The sequence below is a fragment of the Nonomuraea pusilla genome, from assembly GCF_900109355.1.
GTDB lineage: Bacteria > Actinomycetota > Actinomycetes > Streptosporangiales > Streptosporangiaceae > Nonomuraea > Nonomuraea pusilla.
Window position 1 is genome coordinate 93,289 of the sequence record NZ_FOBF01000025.1, and the last position, 18,604, is coordinate 111,892.

The following is an 18,604-nucleotide window of genomic DNA, read 5'->3' on the forward strand; positions in this document are numbered from 1 at the left end:
GTCCGGCCCGGCCTGCCGGGGGATCAGTGCTCGTACAGCTGCTCGGCGATCGCGCGGACGCGGTGGGTCACGTGGTCGAGGGCGCGCAGCGTCTCGGTGTCGAGGTGCGCCATGATGCGGCGGTACTGCTCCAGGCCCGTGCTGTTGATCTGCTCGACCAGCTCGGCGCCCCGCGGGGTGAGCTCGACGCGGCGCACGCGCCGGTCGTGCGGGTCCTCGTGCCTGGTGGTCAGGCCCTGGGCCACGAGGCGGTCGACGATGCCGGTGACGGTGCCGAGGCTGACGCCGAGGGCGTGCGCGAGGTCCTGGCCGGAGGCCGAGCCGCTGCACGCCAGCAGCACCACCACCTTGAGCTGGCGCATCGTGAGGTTGGAGCTGAACAGGGCCGACTGCTGCCGTGCCAGCAGGCGGCCCAGGTCGCGCTGGGTCTCGGTGATCCGGGTGATCAGGTCTTCGCGTTCGTCGTTCACGCCCACCTCTTCGCTTCCTGAGAAGGTTATCAGGAACGTCATGTGACGCTAAATATTCGTACAAAGCGAAGTGTTAGTCTGGGGCGAAATCTTGGAGGGGAAGCCCTATGACCGCTCTCGCGCGGTTGAGCCTGGTCAACCGCACTCTTGTCATCTTGATCGCGGTCGTGCTCAGCGCCTTCGGCGCGTTCACGATCCCGCAGCTGAAACAGCAGTTGTTCCCGTCGCTGGCGTTTCCCGGCGCCTTCGTGGTGGCGCCGTACATGGGCGCCTCGCCGGAGATCGTGGAGGACCAGGTCACCCAGCCGATCGAGGACTCCCTGAAGGGTATCGCCGGCCTGGAGCAGATGACCTCCACGTCGCGTGAGGGCCTCGCGCAGGTCCAGGTGGCCTTCGAGTACGGCACCGACATCGAGTCCGCGGTGAACAAGATGAGCCAGGCCCTCACCGGCCTGAACCTGCCCGACGGCGTCGACCCGCAGGTCGTCGCGGGCAACACCGACGACATCCCGGTGATGGTGCTGGCCGTCGGCGACGGCGGCGACGAGCGGGCCATGGCCGACAAGCTGCGCCGCATCGCCGTACCCGACCTGCAGGGAGTCGAGGGCGTACGCGAGGTGACCGTCACCGGCACCCGCGACGAGGTCGTCACGATCAAGCCGGACGTCGCCAAGATGGCGCTCGCCGGCGTGTCGGCGGCGCAGATCCCCGAGGCGCTGAGGGCCAACGGCACCCCCATCCCCGCCGGCACGCTCACCTCCGACGGCAAGGCGCTGACCGTCCAGGTCGGCAGCAGGATCGACACGATCGAGAAGCTGAAGGACCTCTACCTCACCCCGGCGCAGCCGCAGGCCGCCCCGCAGCAGGCGCAGGGCCGCCCCCAGACCGGCCAGCCGGGCCGCCCCGCCCAGGCCGGGCAGCCCGGCGCCCAGGCGCAGCAGCCCGCCGCGGCCAAGCCGCGCAAGCCCGTCAAACTGGGCGACGTCGCCACGATCAGCCGCGGCCTCGCCGACGCCTCCGTCATCACCCGCACCGACGGCAAGGCCAGCCTGGGCCTGTCCATCACCATGACGCCCGACGGCAACGCCGTGGCCATCTCCCACGCCGTGCGCGACAAGCTGCCCGACCTGACCAAGGAACTCGGCGACTCCACCGACACGCGGGTGTCCGTCGTCTTCGACCAGGCGCCGTACGTGGAGCAGTCCATCGAGAACCTCACCACCGAGGGCCTGCTGGGCCTGGCGTTCGCGGTGCTGGTCATCCTCGTCTTCCTGCTGTCGGTGCGCTCGACCATCGTCACCGCGGTGTCGATCCCGCTGTCGGTCGTGATCGCGCTCATCGCGCTGTGGGCGGGCGACTACTCACTCAACATGCTCACCCTGGGCGCGCTCACGATCGCCGTCGGCCGCGTCGTCGACGACTCGATCGTGGTGCTGGAGAACATCAAGCGCCACCTCGGCTACGGCGAGGCCAAGCTCACCGCCATCCTGTCGGCCGTGCGCGAGGTGTCCGGCGCGGTCACCGCCTCCACCCTGACCACCGTCGCCGTGTTCGCGCCGATCGCCGTCGTCGGCGGCATGGTCGGCGAGCTGTTCCGCCCCTTCGCCGTCACCGTGGCCGTGGCGCTGCTCGCCTCCCTGGTCGTGTCGCTGACCGTCATCCCGGTGCTGGCGTACTGGTTCCTCAAGGCGCCCGACCTGACGCCCGAGCAGGCCAGGGCGCAGCGCGAGGAGGCCGAGGCCAAGGAGCTGCGCAGCCCCCTGCAGCGCGCCTACCTGCCGGTGCTGCGCTTCGCCACCAGGTACAAGCTGGTGACCGTGCTCATCGGCGTGGCCGTGTTCGTCGCCACCATGGGCCTGGCCGGCGGGCTGCGGACCAACTTCCTCGACTCCTCCGGCCAGAACACCATCTCCGTCACCCAGCGGATGCCCGTCGGCACGGACCTCGCCACCACCGACGCCGCCGCCAAGAAGGTCGAGCAGGTGCTCGCCGACCTCGACGGCGTCGAGTCGTACCAGGTGAACGTGGGCGGCGGCAACGCCATGCGCGGCGGCGTCGGCGGCACGGCCGACCGGGCCTCCTACTCCATCACCGTCGCCGACGACGCCGACTCGGCCAAGGTCGAGCAGGCGCTGCGCGACAAGGTCGCGGCCCTGTCCGGCGTCGGCGAGGTCAAGGTGGGCGGCGCCGGGGGAGGCGGGTTCTCCTCCGACACCATCGACGTGATCGTGCGCGCCCCCGACGTCAAGGCGCTCCGCGCCGCCGCCGACCAGATCAAGGCCGCGATGGGCCAGGTGTCCGGGCTGCGCGACGTGTCGTCCAACCTGGAGGACAGCGCCCCCCGCGTCGAGGTCGTCGTCGACCGCGAGAAGGCCGCGGAGAAGGGCCTGACGGAGACGCAGATCGGGCAGGCCGTGGCGCAGGCGTTCCGCGGCGCGCCGCTCGGCCAGCTCACCCTGGACGGACGCGTCGGCGACCTCGTGCTGCGCGGCTCCGACGCGCCCGAGGACGTCAAGGCCATCGAGAAGCTCCAGCTGCCCACCGCCGCCGGGCTGGTGCGGCTGTCGTCCGTGGCCGACGTCAAGCAGGTCGCGGGACCGAGCCAGGTGACCCGCGTCGACGGCGACCGCTCCGCCACCGTCTCCGGCAAGGCGGAGAGCGGCGACCTCGGCACCGTCACGCAGGCGCTGCGCGACAAGCTGAAGGGCGTCACCCTCGCCTCCGGCGCGAGCTTCGAGGTGGGCGGCGCGTCCGCCGACCAGGAGCAGGCGTTCTCCGACCTCGGCATGGCGATGCTCGTGGCGATCGCGATCGTGTTCCTCATCATGGTGGCGACGTTCCGCAGCTTCGTCCAGCCCGTCATCCTGCTGGTGTCCATCCCGTTCGCGGCGACCGGCGCGATCGGCCTGCTGGTGGCGACCGACACCGCCCTGGGCGTGCCCGCGCTCATCGGCATGCTGATGCTGATCGGCATCGTCGTCACCAACGCCATCGTGCTGATCGACCTCATCAACCAGTACCGCGAGCAGGGGATGGGCGTCGTCGAGGCGGTCATCGAAGGCGGCAGGCGGCGGCTGCGCCCCATCCTCATGACGGCCGTGGCGACCATCTGCGCGCTGACGCCGATGGCGCTGGGCGTGACCGGCTCGGGCGGCTTCATCGCCCAGCCGCTGGCCATCGTCGTGATCGGCGGCCTGATCTCGTCCACGCTGCTGACCCTGGTGCTCGTGCCGACCCTCGTGGTGGCCACGACCAGGAAGCGCGACCGCGGGCCGAAGGCCCCCCGGTCCGGCGGGCCGGCGCCCGAGAGCGCGGGCGAGGCGGCGAAGGAGAAGCTGGCGGGCCAACCGGCCTGACGCGTTCCAGCTGCCCGGCGGGGTTCCCCGGACCCCGCCGGGCCTCTTCGCACCGCGATCGACACGTACTGTTTCGGGTCGATCACTCACGGCAATGATGGGGTGCATGAAGAGAACCAGCGAACGTTCCATCGGCTCGGCGGCCCCCCGCATGACGGTCCTCGCCATCGGCGCGCTGCTGACCGGCTGGATGGCCGTCACCTCTCCGGCCGGCGCCGCCCACGCCGACGCGCTCGGCCACGGCGGAGGGAAGCGCGGCGGGCACGCCTGCCGCGACGGCGCCATGCGGGTGGGCGGCCAGGGGTACTGGACCTGCGCCCAGGGCAAGTGGTCCTACACCAAGTGCGGCCTCGCCTGGTCGAAGCGCGTAGGCAAGGACAAGGTCATCTGCAGCCGCCACTGACCCGTCACCTCTTCGGCGAGCCCTGGCAGCGGATGGGATACAGGGCCTCGGCGAACGGGTTGCCGTAGCCCAGCGCCTCCAGGCGGACCGCTCCGCTGTACCTCGGCTGCCGCGTCCAGTAGGCGGACTGCACGCTGAGGTATCCGCTGGGCGGGACGGTGGTGCTGCTGTAGGAACCCGGCACCCCGTCGACCACCCAACGCCAGGTGAGCTGCGTTCCCGCAGGAGCGCGGAACGTGCCGTGGGCGGTCACGTACGGCGCCTCCAGGCAGTCGCCGTAGTAGGCCATCGGCGTGAACGCCGAGACCCCCACGCCGCCGGCGGGGACGTCCGCCTGCCGGCACGTGATGCTGTAGGGCGCCTCCCTGAAGGGCATGTTCTGGTTCAGCACCTCGATGCGTACGGTGCCGGTGACACCGGTCGTGGTGCCGCTGTACCAGAAATCGCCGATCGTCTGCCGCAGGCCCGCCCTGAGCTGCTGCGTCCTGGTGACTCCCGGCGTGCCGTCGACGACCAGACGGTAGCTGACCTCGGTGTCGCGGTCCGTCGTGACCAGCGCGCTCGCCGTGAGACCGGCCACCGGCCGGCACTGGCCCTCGTAGACGGGCGCCAGGATGTACGGCATGGTGAGCTGGGCGACGTCGGAGGCGGCGGCGGCCGAGGCGGGAGGGGCGGCCAGGACGCCGCCGAGCAGAAGGGCGGCCGGCAGGAATCTCTTCATCCGGCCATGATCGCGGCGGCTTCCTGCGAGCCTCTTGGAGCTCGGTTGGACCCGCCCCGCTCCCCCCGGTGGCGGAAGACGAAGCGGACGAGGCCGGCGAGCGCGGGGATACTGCGGTCATGGAGCTTCTCGTGTGGGTGGCCGACTGGCAGATGCAGTGCTGCGGTACGCCGTTCCGCGTCGGATCGCGGATCTCGTGGACGCTCGGCCCCGCCGACCGCGCCGGTCTGGCGGAACTGCTCGGCCAGGACACCGCCGCCGCCGTCGACCGGGTCGAGGACCACCACGGCGGGCTGCCGGAGCACACCCCCGCCACCGAGGCGACGGTCACCAGGATCACCGCGGTGCACTGCCGCTACGCGCCGTCGGCGGAGTCCCGCGTCCTGCACCCGGTCAGGGGGTCGGCCGCCTTCTCCCCGGTGGACCACGCCGACGGCTGGACGCCGAACCGGGGCGAGCTGGAGTTCGTCGGCTACCTGGTGCGCCTGGCCACGTCCCCGTGAGAACCCTCGGCAGGGGCGGGCCGGCACGGTCGGCCTCGGGGAGATCGGTGCCGCTCAGGTCAGCGTACGGACGGCGCCGCCCTCCGCCCATTCGACGGTGACCCCGGGCAGGCCCCTGGTCCAGGCTGCGGCGATCACGGCGAGGCGGGCGGGGTCCGGCGGGGTGCGGCCCAGGCCGACGACGTACCGCACGGACTGCGGGCCGCTGTTGGAAGGGCCGGCGACGGAGGGGGCCGCCGCGGCTCGGCCTGCGGTGGCGGGGCCAGTCGTCAAGGGGCGGGGCCAGGCGTGGGCGTCGGGGGACCCGGCCTCGTCCAGGACGGCCAGCAACTCCAGCATGCGGCCCCTGACCCGGCCGAGCGTCGCGTCGAACTCCTCGAGCCATTCCGACCGCCCTCGCCGCTCTGGTCGTCCTGGTCGCCCGGGTTGCTCCGGGAGGTCGGCGCGTACCGTCACCACCGCCCAGGCGGCGTGGCGGCGGTGCAGAGGCGGCGGCGCGAGCAGGGCGGAGACGTCGCCGCCGTCGATCAGCTCCCACGCCCGGTAGAGCTCCTGCGTGAGCAGGTCGAGACGACCGGGGGAGACCTGGCGGGCGCAGTTACGCACCGGGCCAGTGGGCGTGAGCACGGTCATGGGCGCCGGCTCCAACGGGAGCACCGACGGTGGAAGGTCCGACGGCGGGAGCACCGGCGTCGCGGGTTCCGACTGTGCGGGGATCGAAGGTGGGAGGTGGGGCGGCGCTGGGTTCGACGGTGCGGCGGTCGAGGGTGGGGGAGACGGGGTGAGGGTGATCGGGTCTCGCCAGTCCCAGGCGGCCCAGGTGCTGAAGAAGAGGCCGAGCAGGTCCGCGTCGGGCAGGTCGCGGCCGTCCCGTACGGTGCGGGCGGCCAGCACCGCCCACGCCAGCCCCGGCAGCCCGCCCAGCGGGGCGGCGTCCAGGCCCCGAGCCCGCGCCCACGCCTTCACCCGCCTGGCGAGCGCGGCGAAGCGGGCGTGGTCGCGGCCGACGGCGGCGCGTACCGCGTCGGCGTCGCTGACCGCGCTCAGGGCGACCGCGGCGGCCGGGCCCAGCTCGGTGCGGCGGTCAACGGCCTGACCCGGGGGCAGCGGACCGCTGGACACCACGGCCAGATCGACGTCCAGACCGGCAACGTGCATGCGCAGGCCCGGCACCCGGGCGCCGATCACCGGCCGCAGCCGTACGGCGTCCGGGAGCGTCGCCCGCACCCGGGCCCGCACCTCGGCCAGGTCCGCCTCGCCGGGCAGGACGGCCACCAGGTCCAGATCCGCCCCCGGAAGGGCGCACCCCGTACGGCGAGAGCCCACGACGTGCACGATCCCAGGACGCAGCCCCTCGCCCAGCAGCCGCACGATCTCCTCGACCCGCCGCGCCTCCCACCCGCCTGCCTCCTGCCCACGCGGCTCGGCCTGCGGGGCGTCCGCGACCACCCCTCGTGCCCGCCCGTCCGGGGCGGCCGTCCATCCGTGGCGGGTGGTCTTCTGCCCGTCCGGGTCGGTCTCCGCGCTGTCCAGGGCGGGGCTCTCGGTGGGTGAGGTGGACGGAAGTGGTGGGTCTGGGATCCAGCGGAGGTCGCCGGTGCCCAGGGTGATCACGGCGCGCGGCCGCATCGGCTCGTCCCCGCGCCGCGACAGCAGCACCAGTTCCCCGACCCGGGCCGTCATGGGGCCGACCTGGACGGAGAGCCGGTGCGGGTCGCCGGTGCGGCCCAGCGTCAGGTGCGGGGTGAACCCCTCCGCCCGTCCCGTGCAGCGGGGGAAGCGGCGCTCCAGCGCCCGGCGGAGGCGGGCCCAGGGCTCCGGGTCGGCGGCTGCGGGGTCGAGCCAGAACGTCGTGTCGTCGCGGTGCCGGAAGGACCGTACCCCTTCCAGCCGGGCCGTGAAGGGCTGGACCTCGGCGGCGGCAGCGGCCAGCAGCGGCGCGGCCGACTCGAACGCCGACTCCGGCACGAACCCGAACAGCAGGTTGACGTGTGGCGGCCAGCGATCGACCCGCGGATCGTGCCGCCGGCGGACGGCCTGGATGGGCGGCCACAGGTCGGCCGGCGGTATCCACGCCACGGCCGTACGCGCGGTCGGCGACACCTCCAGGACATCGCCGGGTTCGCGGCGCAGCATGTCCGGAAAGCCGCCCGGTTCGTGGCCCGTCATGTCCGGAAAGCCGCCCGGTTCGCGGCGCGCCAGGTCTTGGTGGCCGTCAGGTTCGCGGCCTGTGATGTCCGGGATGCCGCCGGGTTCGCGGCCCGTGACGTCCAAGGCGTCCGTCGGTTCGCGGCCTGCGACGTCGACGATGCCCGCCGGGTCGTGGCCCGGCGTGTTCAGGATGCCCGCTGGGTCGGGGTCCGGCGGCTTGGGGATGCCGGGCTGTTCGTCGGCCGTGACATGTCGGACGGCGGCAGGTTCGTCACCCGGGATGTCCAGGACGGCTTCCACGCCGTAGTGGTCGGAGACGTACAGGCCGCCGGCGGCCGGGGTGTCTCCGTGCAGCGTGGCCGAGAGCGTGCGGGGGCGGCCACGGAGGAGTATCCGGTCCAGTCGCGCCGCCCGCCCGGACAGCGAGGAGATCGCCGCCAGCGGGTTCACGCGGGGGTCGAAGGTGGGGGTGTCGTCGGCGCCGCGCGCCTCCGTCCAGGCGTCGCGGAGTCCGAGCGCCGCGGAGGGCGTGCCGGTGCCGTCGTTGAAGTCGCCCGCGAGGAGCACGTCGCCGTCGATCCCGGCCAGCCCCTCGCCGATCCGGGCCAGTTCCGCCCGCCGCCTGTCGGCGCCGTCCTCGGCGTGGTCGCTGGTCAGGTGCGTGGTGGCGACGACCAGCGGGCCGGCACCGGTGTGGACGACGACGGCGGCCACCGCCTTGTGCGGGCCCAGCCGGTGCCAGGCCGCCTCCGTCACGGGCAGCCGGCTGAGCAGCAGCAGCCCGCAGTCGTCGACGTCCTCGCCGCCGGGGTCGGCGGCGACCGTGTACCGGTCGCGTACCCATGGGGCCGCCAGCAGCATCGACAGCAGGGCGGGCTCCACCTCCTGCAGCGCGACGACGTCGGCGTCGGCCCGCTGCAGAGCCTCCAGCAGCAGGGGACGCCGCCGCGCGGTGTCGATGCGGTCGCCGTCGTAGCGGTCCCACAGCGTGTTCCACGTCAGGACGCGCACCCGGCCGCCGGCCGTGCCGGCGCCCTGGCCGGTGGCGGGGCGCCAGCCGGCGGCGGGGTCCCAGGCGTGCGGGGTCCTCGCGGTGAAGAACGGCGCCCGCAGGCGGCGCGGGTCGCGGACCCGGCCGGCGTCGCAGCTGTCGAGCCGGTCCAGGCCGGTGGCGCGGTCCCACACCAGCTCGCCGTCCGCCTCCACGAACAGGATCCGGTGCCAGGGGATGTCACCGCCCGGGACGAAGGCGGGCAGCGGGACGCGCTTGGGCCCGGCTCCCCGCTGACCGACGCCGAGGACGAACCGCGACGGGTCGAACCGGGGGTCCCAGCGGACCCGGTGGTAGATCTCCTCGCTGGTACGCATCACGCCTCCTCCCCGTCCAGGGTGCCGTCCACGTCCTCGACGGTCCCCGACGCCCCCACGTACCAGACGCGGTGCGCCTGACCCGGATACGGCGGGACGAACCTGCGCAGCTGCGCGTCCAGCACCTGCGGCGGCACCGGGTGGGCGCGGCGGGCGTTGCGCCGGTGCAGCTCGTCCTCCTCCGCCAGCGCCACCGCGTACGTGGTCAGGGCGTCGCGGCGGCGCGCCACGGTCCCCACCAGGGAGCGCTGGTGCTGGTTGAGCGACGTGGCGTCCCACACGACGGTGCCGCCGGCGGCGAGCGCGGCGTCGAGCCGGCGCAGGCCGTCCGCCAGCACCTCGTGGTTGGCCCGCTGGTCCGCCCGCGACCCCCGGGCCGCGCGCAGGTCGTCCAGCGACAGGAGCGCGTCCACTCCCGGCAGGCCCGCCGCGAACGTGCTCTTCCCGCTGCCGGACGGCCCCACCAGGTGCACCAGCCGGGGGAACCGTCCAGCCCGCCACCGCCACGACGCCGCCACCGCCTCCTCGGCGGTGGCGATCCGCCCCGCGGCCCAGGCCTCGCGCGCCTCCGCCCAGCAGCGGTCGGCCGCTTCCGGGTCGAGCCCGGCCAGCGCCGCGCGCAGGCCCGCCCGCAGCGGCTCCAGCGGCCCCGGCGCCAGCAGCCCGGCCTCCTCGGCGTGCAGCGCCGACCACTCGGCCTGCTCGCGCGCCGCGCGCGCCGCCTCGTCCGGCCACCCCGCCAGGGGCACGGCGGACGCGACGGCGTGCAGCACCCCCAGGTCGGCGGCGAACGCCATCCGCGCCAGGCCCGCGCGCCGGTGCTCGTCCGGGTACGGGCGGTGCAGCGCGGCGTGCAGCCCGACCAGGTCGGCCACCCGCCGGGCCAGGGGCATGCCGAGCGGCCCCGCCAGCCGGGCCGCCAGCCCGGCGCGGGGCAGCGCGTGGAGCGCGGTGGCGAGCACGCCCGCCAGCCGGGCGTCGCCGTGGCGGCCGAGGGCGTCCAGCCTGGCCGCCACCTCCGCCACCGCCGCCCTGACGTCCGCTCCCTCGTGCTGTCCAGGGATGCCGGGGAGGCCGGGGAGGCCGGTCGCGGCCAGCAGGGCGGGCACGTCGGCCTCCGCCCCCGAACGCACCGACCACAGGGCGGCGGCCGGCCCGAGGCCGTTGGGCACGACCGCGGCGTGCATCCAGTGCGTGCCGGTGCGGACGTGCTCGCGCCGCACCCACTTGGCCACCCGCCCGGCGAACTCCGGCAGCCCGAACCCCTCCACGGTCCGCACGACGTAGCCCTCCTGCCGGTCGGTGTCCAGCCGCAGGCCGCGCAGTGTCCGCTCGTCGAAGACGCCGCGCCACAGCACCGGAGGCGTGGGGACGCCGAGCCCGCGCAGGAAGGCGACGGTGCGGTCCCAGTCGAGGCACCGGTCGCCGTCCCACACCGAGAACCCGTAGAACCAGCTCTCCAGGTCGTGGTAGGCGATGGAGTGGCGGGCGTACATGTTCTCGCCGCACACCCGCCCGCCCGGCGGGATCCTCGCCCCGATGCGTCCCTGCAGGCCCTTGACCCAGGCGCGGGACGGGTGGTGCGCCGAGTCCGGGGACCGCGCGTGCAGGCCGTCGCCGTACAGGGTGGTGTTCTCGCCGTCGAGCTTCTCGGTGACGACCACCTCGCGGCCCCGCAGGCCGGACAGGTCGCCCGCCCGTACGTCGTCCGTGGTCGCGCCGGGCGACCAGGGCAGGTGCGGCGTACGCGGATAGTGCACGCGCATGATCCCCCCTCCCGAAGCCCCGCGTCACCCTATAGAAGCGGCGGAGACGGATCTATCGAATAACCGGGGACGGGCGCTCCGGGCAGGGCGCGCCGACGGGGACGCGTACCTCGTGGTGCTCGCCGCCACGGCCTCGGACGCGCACCGGCAGGCAGGCGGGGGCGCGGACGACGTAGCCGCCCGCGAAGGCCACCCACCTGGCCGCGCCGCCGCACGGCCCGGCGGTCACCCGGGCGGCGGGGTGCTCCATGCCGCCCCAGGTGAGCCAGAACCGGTCCCGCAGGTCCTCCGGCACGGTCAGTTCGGCGAGCCGGTCCCGCCGGACGAGCAGACCCTGCTTGGCGAACCATCCCGTGCCGCCGCCGGGGAGTTCCGTGCGGGAGACCTGGAGGGTCCGGCGGGTCGGCAGCGCCACGACCCCGCCCACCACCGCGAACCCGGGAGGCGGCGACGCCTCGGCCCCGATCGCCGTGTCACACCGCACCACCCCGGACGCGGTGGGGGGAGAGGCGGGCGGCGTCCCGGGAGGTGAACTGGAGGGGGAGGCGGGCGGCAGTGTGGAATGGGAGGCCGGCGGTGTGGGGGGTTGTGACGCGGGCTCCTGCGTGGTCGTCCCGGTGGGCGGTGGCGCGGGTGCGGGTGTCGCGGCTCCGGCTGGGGCCGGCGGTGGCGTGCGGTCGGCGGCGCCGCACGCCGCCGCCGCCGCCAAGGTGCATGCCGTCACGACCGGCACCAGCACGACGAGCCTTCTTCTCACCGCGTCACGCCCCCTTCACCGCCACCGCTCATCCGTCTCATTGTCGGTGCGGATCGTTACGCTGGCCCGGCCGGAGCTCCATCCGGCGCCTTCGTAGCCCACCGGTTCGCAGGACGGTCCCACCATGAGCGAGACGCCCTTCCGCAAGATCGACACCGTGTTCGTCAGGTGCGACGACCCGCATGCCGTGGCGGGGTGGTACCAGGAGGTGCTCGGCTGGCCCGAAGCCTGGCGCACCGAGCACATCGTCGTGCTCACACCCCCGGAGGGCCCGCCGGTCACCCTGCTCGACCCGGGCGACGGCGACTGGTCCGGGTTCAACTTCTACGCTCCCGACGCCGCCGCCGCCCGGCAGTGGCTCCTCGACCGGCAGGTGGAGGTCGGCCCGCTGAACCAGGCCCCCGACCAGCCGGTGACCTGGTTCTGGTTCCGCGACCCCGAGGGCAACCGGCTGGAGGTCTGCTCGTACTGACGGGCTCCTGCGAAGGGTGGCGTACCGGGCACGTCGTCGTGCTCACGCCCGCGGAGGGCCGGCCGGTCACCCGCTCGGCCCGGACGGCGACGGCCCGCGGGTCCGGATCCCTCCGGGCCCGCGGGCCGCGCCGCTCAGAAGCGGCTGCTCAGAAGCGGCTGCTCAGGAGCAGCCGGTCAGAAGCGGCGGCTCCTGACCGGCCGCTCAGGAGCCGCCGGTCAGGAGCAGCCGGTCAGGGCGTGCCGGTCACCGCGTGCCGGTCAGAAGATGATGTCGATGATGCCCAGGGCGTCGTCCAGGCCGCTCTGGTCGAACCAGCGGGTCACCCGGGCGCCGGCCTCGGCGATCGTGCCGGTCCTGGTGTTCTCCGGTTCGATCTTCTCAGGTTTGAAGATCTGCTTCTCGGCCTGGCCGGAGCCGCCGGGACGCGGCAGGTTGGGCGGCGGCGGCCCGTCCGGGTACATCTTGCCGTCGCGGTAGACGGTGAAGGACCTGGTCTGCTGGACGGAGCCGTCGTTGCGGTAGACGTGGTTCGGTCTCGGCTGCGCCGGCTGCCTGCTGACCTTCGGCGGCGACTGACGCTGCGTCGCGCGGTGGCTGGTGGGCCGCGCCGCGGGACGCGGCCGGGCCCGCTGGGTGCCGCTGGGCAGCCGCCCGGCCCGCCTGCTGCGCGCCCTGGCGGCGGCCGCCGCGCGCCGCCTGGCCGCCGCCTCCGCGGCCTTCCTCCTGGCCTCCCTTCTCGCCGCCGCCGCGGCTCGGCGTCTCGCGGCGGCCTGCGCCGCCTTCCTGGCCTTCTCGGCGGCGCGTTTCCTGGCGGCGGCGAGCGCCCGGCGCCGCGCGGCCGCCGCGGCCCGCTTCCTCGCGGCCTCGGCCGCCTTCTTCCTGGCCAGCGCGGCGGCTCGGCGTCTCGCGGCGGCGATGGCGGCGCGCCTGGCGGCGGCCCGCGCGGCGGCGAGCGCCGCCCGCCTGGCCGCCGCGGCGGCGAGCCTGCGCGCGATGATCTGCGCGGCGATCCTGGCGGCGATGCCGACGGCGATCCAGAACAGCTGCCCGTCGGGGTCGCTCATGGAGACGGGGCTGTTGTTGGCGTAGGCGTAGGCGTTGAGCTGCTGCGGGTCCTCCTCGTCGATGACGGGGTCGACCGACAGGAAGCGGCCGTTCTTCGGGTCGTACTCGCGGGCCCCGAGGTGGACGAGCCCGGTGGTCGGGTCGTGGGTGCCGCCGACGAACCCGCGCTGCCCCGGCCACCACGGCGGCGGCGAGCCGCGCTCCTCGCCGAACGGGGTGGTCCTGCGTACCGCGAGGTCGCCGGTGGAGGCGTTGACGGCGGCCTGCGCGGTGCCCTGATGGTCGTTGGCGAGGAAGTACACGGAGTTGTCGGGGGTCCTGACAGCGACGGGCTGCCCGTTGATCGTGTAGTAGCGGGTCTGCTCGACGGCGTCCTTGGCGTAGTCGAGCCGCAGCTCCATGTCGTCGATGTAGAGGGTGGCGTCGGCCGGGGTCTTGCGCAGCAGCCGGTCGCCGTCGGCGTCGTAGACGAAGGAGGTGGTCCTCCCGCCTTCGGTCACCGATTCGAGGTTGCCTTCGGCGTCCCAGACCAGGGCCTGGTCGGACGTGCCGACCTTGCGCCTGGTGGTGTTGCCCGCCTCGTCGTACTCGAACAGGTCGGAGCCGACGCTCTGCAGGGCGTGCGGCTGCTTGCCGCCCGCCGCCGGGTAGGTGAAGGTGCGGACGCTCTCCGACGCCCCGCCCCAGGCGTGCTTGGTCTCCTTCGTCCGGTTGCCGGTGGCGTCGTAGGCGTAGCTGACGGCGTACGGGGCGGGGCCGCCGATGACGTCGGACTGCGGCGAGCCGGCGGCGCAGTCGTCGGTGGCGGTCCAGGCGGAGGTCAGGCGGCGCAGGTGGTCGTAGGTGAAGCACTGCGTGTCCCGGCCGCCCGCCTGGTCGGCGATCTTCGTGATGTTGCCGGTGGGGTCGTAGGAGTAGTTCAGGTCGAGGTCGGGCGAGGCGACGCCGTCACGGTCGACTCGCATGCGGGTCAGGCGGCGGGTCCCCTCGTCGTGGGTGTAGGTGAGCCAGGTCTTCCTGCCGCCGGTGCTCAGCTCGTGCTGGAGGGTCTCGCCGAGTTTGGAGTAGCGGGTGGCGGTCACGTACGACGACAGGCCGGTGACCTTGACCGGCTGGCTGAGCTCGTCGTACGAGTAGACGACCGACTCCTCGGCCAGCCCGCCCCCGGCGGGGAAGCTGACCGACTGGACCTGGTCGTCGAGCGTGTAGCGGGTGTTGAGCAGGTACGACCCGGCGAGCTTGCCCTCCCGTTCCGGGATGGTGACGGTCTGGCGCAGCGGCCGGTAGGCCGCGTCGATCGCGTTGATCTCCGCCTTGTACGCCTGCCCGCCGACGTAGCGGATGGAGGCGTTCATGTGGCCCTTGGCCAGCGCGTCGTACTTCCACTCGGCCAGCAGCGGGCCGGTGGCGGAGCCGTCGCGCAGCTCCTTCTTGCGTCCCAGCTCGTCGTAGACGTACCACAGCGTCCTGCCGCGGGCGTCGGTGGTGCTGACCACCTCGTCGGCGTCGTTGTACGTCGTCGTGACGACGCCCTTGTCGGGGTCCTCCGTCTTGATCTCGCGGCCGCGCAGGTCGTAGTGGTGGCGCCACACGTTGCCCGCGGGGTCGGTCACGGTGGACAGGCGGCCGGCGTGGTCGTAGGTGTACCTGGTGGACTCGTACTCGCCGGTCGGGGTGGCGCCCTTGTACTGGCGCAGCTCGATCAGCCGGTCCTCGGCGTCGCCGATGCGGGTGGTGGCGGTGCCGCCGGGCGGCGGCGTGATGTGCACCCGGTCGCCCTGCTCCTCGGCGGTGACGCGCCACTTCTCCGCGCCCTTGACCTTGAGGATCTGGGCGTTGACGTCGCCGGTGCCGTCGAAGGCCGACACGACCTGGGTGGGCACGTCGGCGTCGGACACGCCGAGCAGGTCGGTCGAGGGGGCGCCGGTGGCGAAGTAGCCGGTGTTGGACTTGGCGACCGCGCCGAGCGAGTTGTGGAAGGTGTCGGTGACGGTGCGCCCGTCGCGCAGCGCCGGGTCCTGCGTCTGGTCGTCCCTGGGCGCGGGCTCCTGGGTCTGCCGTTCGCGCGCCAGGCCGTCGTACAGCTCGTGGCTGGCGGTGTAGCCGCCGTCGGCGCGCAGCGTCCTGGTGGTCACGACGCTCGGGCCGTCGTTCCGTACGAGGTAGGAGTACTCGGTGCTGGGCGTCTGCCCGGCGGCCTTGCTGCGGTCGGCCTGCCAGACCTTGACGAGGCGGCCGAGCGCGTCGTGCTCCATGTCGACGCGGCGGTTGGCGGCGTCGATCTCGGCGACGGGCTCGCCCCAGGCCGGGTCGAGCAGGGTGCGCTCGACGTGGCCGAGCTGGTTGGTCTGGGTGATCTCGGTGACGGGCGCGCCCGAGGCCGGGGCGTAGACGGTCGTGGACGTGGTGCCGACGGAGTCGGTCTCGCTGGTCTCGCGGCCGTAGGCGTCGTAGGTGTGGGTGCTGCCGGTGATGGCGGCGCCGTCGGAGGAGACGACCTCCTGGACGGCGGTCACGTTCCCCTTGGTCGGGGCCTGGCCGTAGGGGCCGCCGTCGTACTGCACCCGCTCGTCGGAGATGACGTCGCCGGCGGCGAGCGTCGCGGTGCAGGCGGAGGCGACCTTCTGCACCCTGCTGGCGTAGTCCAGCATCCAGGCGGTGGAGTTGCGGGCGTAGGTGTAGCGGGTGCACTGCTCGTCGTCGGTCCTGGCCAGGTCGCCCTTGTCCTCGACCTGGGTGAGCAGGCCGTAGGAGTCGTAGGCGCGTTCCTCGCCGGTGCGCCGCCAGGAGCCGCCCGCGAGCGCGGTGCGCGTCACCATCGACCTGGGCTGGACGACGTGCGCGGTCTTGGTGACGCCGCCCTGCGTGGACTCCGCGGTCTTGAGCGACCACGGCTCCTCGACGGTGGCGGTGGCGACGGGGCCGCCGTCGCCGTCGTAGAGGATCTCCTCGCGTTCGAAGCCGGCGAACTGGTCGTGGTCGTCGAGCTTGCCGCCTTCGGAGTCCACGACCTGGACGCTGCGCCTGGTGCCGTCGGCCAGCCGGTCGCCGTGCATGCCGCGGAAGTACCGGAACTCCGTCAGCGTCCGCGCGGCGTCCTGCCCGTCGCCCTGGCGGACGCGGACCCGGCCGAAGCCGCGCCACTCCGCCCAGGTGCGGTGCTCCGGCTTGACCAGGATGTTGTCGGCGTAGTGCCAGGCGGCGCCGTCGAGGTACTCGTAGTCGGTGACCACCCACGGGGATCCGGCGACCCGGTCCACCTCGGCGACCTGCGCGACCACGTACTTGTGGAACCAGTCGGTCACCTCCGGCTCGTCCGGCGGCGACCAGCGCTGCGGGAAGCAGCGGCGGGTGTTGCGGTCGGCGGCGGGCAGCTCGCCCGGCTTGCAGTCGGCGGGCGCGTAGGTGACGCGCAGCTCGCCGCCGGTGCCGTTGCCGACGCCCTGGACGCGCCACTTCACGAGCGGCGCGCGGCCCTCGTCGGCGTCGACCCTGTTGGGCAGCTGCACGCCGGCGAACGTCACCTTGGGCAGGCTGATGGTGCCGCCCACGTGGCCGGTCTGCTGCACCGACTCCAGCCAGAGCGACGGGCTGAGCCCGTCGCCGGTGGCGGGGAAGGAGTGGGTGAGCGTCCAGGAGTCGACCGCGCAGTACGTCTGGCCGCACCTGGTCTTGCCGGGGTCGAGGATCTGGGTGGTGACCTTTGCCAGGCGCTTGCGGGTGAAGAAGGTGGGGGTCAGCCGCTCGGTGCACTTGACGCCGGCGTCGCAGATCTGGTCGAACGGCACGTCCGGCCAGGAGGCCGCGTTCTCCTTGGTGAGCTGCGCGGGGTCGCAGGTGATCGCGCCGTTCGGGACGCAGCGCTCGGCGACGTCGAAGACGACGCGCGCGGCGGGCGACCTGGTCCACAGCTCGCCCTGCAGGTAGCCGTAGTCGATGCGGACCGGGTACGCGGCCCGCACGTACTCGGTGCCCAGCTCGGGCTTCATGGAGCGGCCGTAGTAGTTCTTCTCCTGCGCGTACCAGTAGGTGATGGCGTTGCCGTGGGTGTCGACGACGTGGTCGAGGTTCCACCGGTACGCCTGCTGGCACCAGGCGTTCGCGGCGGTGCTGGAGTAGCAGGGCTCGCCGCTGTTGTTGCCGAACACCGGGACGGTCTGCACCGACTTCGTCTCCGGCTTGCCGCTCGCCCAGCCGGGCAGGCGGTTCAGCCCGAAGGTGTACTGGGTGCCGTCGTCGGTGGTGATCCGCCAGTGCTCGCCGTCGTTGTCGCCGTTCGCGGCGCCGGTCAGGTGCTCGACCCTGGTGCCGTCGTCGCGCTTGGGCCGCCACTGCTTGGAGGTGGCGTCCTTGACCAGCTCGACCGCGGAGTCGCCGAGGGACAGGGTGGCGTTGTCCTGGTCCCAGCACAGGTCGCCGGTCTTCTTGCCGTCGATCATGCAGGACTTGTAGCGGCGTTCGACGTAGCCGCCGGGGTTCAGCTCGAAGCCCTCGCCGGCCCAGGACGGCTGGTTGTTGGTGGAGGCGGTGCGGCCGTCCACGCTCTGCGAGGAGTACGACAGGGACAGCGCGGGCTCGTCGCCGCCGAGCGCGGGCGGGGCGCGCAGCTCGTAGTCCCAGGTGAAGTCGCCCGACTGGGCGCCGACGCTCCAGCTCGCGACCGGCGCGAGCGAGGTGGCCGCGTGGTCGCCGGACTGGCCGGAGGGGGCGGCGGTCACCGCGTACAGGGCGGGCGCCTCCACGTCGGCGGTCAGGGTGCCGGCCTTGGGGTCGTTCGTCCCGGGCACGGGCTGGGGGCGCGGGCAGGACGCGGGGGCGGCGTCGAGGGCGCAGTCGGCGAGCTTGACCAGGCGCAGCCGGGCGCCGTAGTCGCCGCCGAAGGCGTACCGGAAGCCGGAGTAGTCGATCTGCAGGCGGGTCCTCGTGGCGGCCGTCTGGGCGGCACCCGGAGCGGTTCCGGACGCCTGGGTGTCCTGCTGGGCGGGGGTGACGCGCATGGCGAGGCCGAGCAGGCCGCTCTTCGCGGCGTCGAGCAGTTCGACGCGGACCGGGCCGGCCGCCGCGGCGCTCTTCTGCTCCTGCTTCCGGGGCGCGAGGCGCACGGGGAAGGCCTTGTCGGCCGCCGCCCCGGCCGCCGCGCTCAGCTCGGCCGTCCCCGGCTTGGGCCAGGTGACGGCGGGCGGCGCCGTCCACGCCTGCTTGCGGGCCGGGTCGGCCTGGGGCGGCAGCACGGGCACCTTCCCGCCCCGGACCGGCGTCTCCTTGCGCACCCCGGGCGCGGACCTCGGCGCGGCGCTCGCGGGCACGGCCTGCGCCAGCGGCACCACCACGAGGACGGACAGCACCGCGGCGATGCGGCGCGGCCAGGGCGACTCCTTCTTGGGCCGCAGGAAGCGGTTCCAGTGGGACGCGGACTCGTCGCCGGGCCCGTCCGGGGGGCCGCCGCGGTCGTCGTCGGGACACTCGTCGGGATGCTCGCCGGGGCGGCCGTCGGGGCGCTCGCCACGGCGCTGAAAACGATTCCAGCGGGATTCCGGCAGGTCTAACTCACTCGGCAGGTCCATGAACC

At 73.9% G+C, this 18,604-nt stretch carries 10 protein-coding genes; 4 read left to right on the forward strand and 6 right to left on the reverse strand.

The features are described from left to right. Positions 1 to 23: 23 nt before the first annotated feature. Positions 24 to 470 (reverse strand): MarR family winged helix-turn-helix transcriptional regulator, encoded by a 447-nt coding sequence (locus BMX74_RS36605; protein ID WP_055503903.1) that lies wholly within the window; start codon positions 468 to 470, stop codon positions 24 to 26. Between the two features lie 107 nt (positions 471 to 577). Between BMX74_RS36605 and BMX74_RS36610 the strand changes: the two genes are divergently transcribed. Both BMX74_RS36610 and BMX74_RS36615 read left to right on the forward strand, forming a co-directional pair. Next, on the forward strand, positions 578 to 3,826 hold the full coding sequence (locus BMX74_RS36610; RefSeq protein ID WP_055502345.1) for an efflux RND transporter permease subunit: 3,249 nt from the start codon (positions 578 to 580) through the stop codon (positions 3,824 to 3,826). A gap of 106 nt (positions 3,827 to 3,932) precedes the next feature. Then, complete coding sequence (locus tag BMX74_RS36615; RefSeq protein ID WP_055502344.1) at positions 3,933 to 4,229, forward strand: hypothetical protein; 297 nt, start codon at positions 3,933 to 3,935, stop codon at positions 4,227 to 4,229. A gap of 4 nt (positions 4,230 to 4,233) precedes the next feature. Here BMX74_RS36615 and BMX74_RS36620 read toward each other — a convergent pair whose 3' ends face one another. Next, positions 4,234 to 4,950 carry a hypothetical protein gene (locus tag BMX74_RS36620; protein ID WP_055502343.1) on the reverse strand — a complete coding sequence of 239 codons (717 nt, stop codon included), beginning with the start codon at positions 4,948 to 4,950 and terminating at the stop codon, positions 4,234 to 4,236. A gap of 119 nt (positions 4,951 to 5,069) precedes the next feature. Between BMX74_RS36620 and BMX74_RS36625 the strand changes: the two genes are divergently transcribed. Next, positions 5,070 to 5,453, forward strand: coding sequence for a DUF6578 domain-containing protein (locus tag BMX74_RS36625; RefSeq protein ID WP_091105083.1), 384 nt, complete (start codon positions 5,070 to 5,072; stop codon positions 5,451 to 5,453). A gap of 54 nt (positions 5,454 to 5,507) precedes the next feature. On the opposite strand, the gene BMX74_RS45195 is transcribed toward BMX74_RS36625, so the two are convergent. From BMX74_RS45195 to BMX74_RS36645, 3 genes are read right to left on the reverse strand one after another with little or no spacing between them, the layout of a single operon-like run. Beyond that, a complete protein-coding gene (locus BMX74_RS45195) occupies positions 5,508 to 8,972 on the reverse strand; it encodes a poly(A) polymerase (RefSeq protein WP_218154165.1) in 3,465 nt (1,154 codons plus the stop codon). After that, a complete protein-coding gene (locus BMX74_RS36640) occupies positions 8,972 to 10,738 on the reverse strand; it encodes an RNA ligase family protein (RefSeq protein ID WP_091105085.1) in 1,767 nt (588 codons plus the stop codon). The genes BMX74_RS45195 and BMX74_RS36640 overlap by 1 nt, the downstream gene beginning before the upstream one ends. A gap of 52 nt (positions 10,739 to 10,790) precedes the next feature. Then, positions 10,791 to 11,222 (reverse strand): hypothetical protein, encoded by a 432-nt coding sequence (locus tag BMX74_RS36645; RefSeq protein ID WP_143078898.1) that lies wholly within the window; start codon positions 11,220 to 11,222, stop codon positions 10,791 to 10,793. Between the two features lie 397 nt (positions 11,223 to 11,619). Between BMX74_RS36645 and BMX74_RS36650 the strand changes: the two genes are divergently transcribed. Then, entirely contained in the window at positions 11,620 to 11,967 is a 348-nt protein-coding gene (locus tag BMX74_RS36650) for a VOC family protein (protein WP_055502338.1), read from the forward strand. A 260-nt stretch (positions 11,968 to 12,227) separates the two neighbouring features. Here BMX74_RS36650 and BMX74_RS36655 read toward each other — a convergent pair whose 3' ends face one another. After that, positions 12,228 to 18,599 (reverse strand): RHS repeat-associated core domain-containing protein, encoded by a 6,372-nt coding sequence (locus tag BMX74_RS36655; RefSeq protein WP_091105086.1) that lies wholly within the window; start codon positions 18,597 to 18,599, stop codon positions 12,228 to 12,230. Positions 18,600 to 18,604 lie beyond the last annotated feature (5 nt).